Annotated in this window: 1 pseudogene; it reads right to left on the minus strand. The window is 53.3% G+C overall.

The features are described 5' to 3' along the window. Positions 1-1,472 (minus strand): annotated as a pseudogene (locus Q0257_RS09655) (hypothetical protein); the annotation flags it as partial. Between the last annotated feature and the right edge of the window lie 438 nt (positions 1,473-1,910).

The raw sequence follows: 1,910 nt of genomic DNA on the forward strand, positions 1-1,910 counted from the left end.
GCGAGCGCGTCCTGAACAGCCTCGGCGGCGCTTGCGGTCTGAGCGATCGTAGGCTTTGCGGTTGCAGTCTGCACGGCTACTACCGCCTGAACATTTTTGGTTTGATCGCTTGCAGGCTGCGCGTCCGTAGCTTGTGCGTTCAAAGTTTGGGTGGTCGCGGCTTGCGCGCTCGCTACTCGGCTCGAAGTTTGGATTGCTGCGGGTTGCGCGCCTACGTCTTGAGTTTGGGCAGCTGCGGATTGCGCATCTACGTCTTGGGCGCTTAAATTTTGTTGCTCGGCTACGGACTGCTTGGTCGCGACATGCTCTAACATGGGTTGCGCGGTTGCGGCTTGAGTGTCTGCTGGCCATGCCGCTGTTTGGACGTCGGATACTAGGTCGTTTGAAATTTTATCGCCGCTTGTAGCCGCTTCATTGCCTGCTTCGAGGTCGTCCAAAATTTCATCTACGTGCGCATCGGCGCCATATGCGGCAAGAAAATTATCACCGCTTTGGACGCTAAAATTTTCGTCGTTGTAAATCTCCGCACAGCGCGCCCGAGGCTGATCGCCGTCTAAGATTTTATCGCTCGCAATCTCGCCGTCGCGGAGGCTCGGGAGAAGTGAAGTCTTCGCGCCCTTTGGAATTTCTCCGCTTAAAATTTCATTCGCCGCGCCGCACCTTGTTTCGCAGGCAAGAGCTCCGCTGCTTTGAGGATAGTTTGAAATTTTACCCCTAAAAATTTCACCGTTTTGCGATCTGCCGTTTAAAATTTCGGCGGCAGCGAGGCTTTGTGAGCTTGGAATTTCGCCGTTATCTGAAATTCCGTCGCCATTTAAAATTTTGTTGCTGCTTGAAATTCCGCCATTTAAAATTTCACTGCCGCTTGGAATTCTGCCGCTGTTTGAAACGTCGTCGCGCTCGCCGAAATTTTCCGCGCCGCCCTCCTTGAGCTGCCTATTTAGCGCGGCTAGCATTCGCACGCTGCGCGGCGAGCTCTCGTGTAGCGCAAGCAGTACTGCCGCCTCGTCCGCGCGCAGTCCGCAGGCTAAAAGCGCATCCGCGCTTAGATATTTTTTGATCAGCTTTTGTGCCGCAGCGTCGCTCAGCGCGGCTTTGTATTTGGGCGCGATCCTGCCTGGCTCGCTCACGATTTTTGGGTTTACGAACTGCCACGAGCCGAAGCTCTCGTCGCATTTGCCGTGGATGAAAAATTTTTTGCCGCGCTTGAAGGCGCCGAAGTGCCAGCTTTTGGCGTTGAAGATCACGATTTTGATCTCGCGCTCCCAGCTGAGGCAGTGCGCCGTGACGATGAGCATCGAGCCGCGCCTGTGCTGGAAGAGGCACTCGACCTCCGCCGTGCTCTCGCCCGCGCACGGCGCGTCCCCCACGCTCAGATCGTCGAAGCTTTTGGGCAGAAGCAGCGCCAGATCCAAAAGCGTCGTAATGCCCGCCTTTTGCAGTGCCGCCGCGTCTTTTGCTTCAAAAATCAATTTTCATCCTTTAAATTTGATAGGCGTTTAAGCCCTCGCGCTGCGAAATTTTATACGCCGCAGTGGAATCGCTCGCCTAAATTTGATCGAAATTCTATGCGCCGCATCGAACGCTTGCTTAAATTTGCTCGAAATTTCGTTATTGCGGCAAATTTACTCGCCGGCTGCGCTTGTAAATTTTACTTACCTTGCGCGTATTTTGTTTGGCAGCCGTACTTTGCGGTGCACACCCGGTTTTAAAACGGCGCGCGAGCGCTTGAAATTTCATAGCACGATTTGCAAACCGAAAAAATTCAATTACGGCAGCTGCCGCCGCACGCCTTTTTAAATTTTACGGCGCGGCTTACAAACGGAGTGCGAAATCGGACTTTGATTTTGCGTGCTGAAATTTTACCGAACCGCACACGGCACCTTTAAATTTACCACTTTTGTAAGGCT

The sequence above is a fragment of the uncultured Campylobacter sp. genome (genome assembly GCF_938018035.1).
Taxonomy (GTDB): domain Bacteria; phylum Campylobacterota; class Campylobacteria; order Campylobacterales; family Campylobacteraceae; genus Campylobacter_B.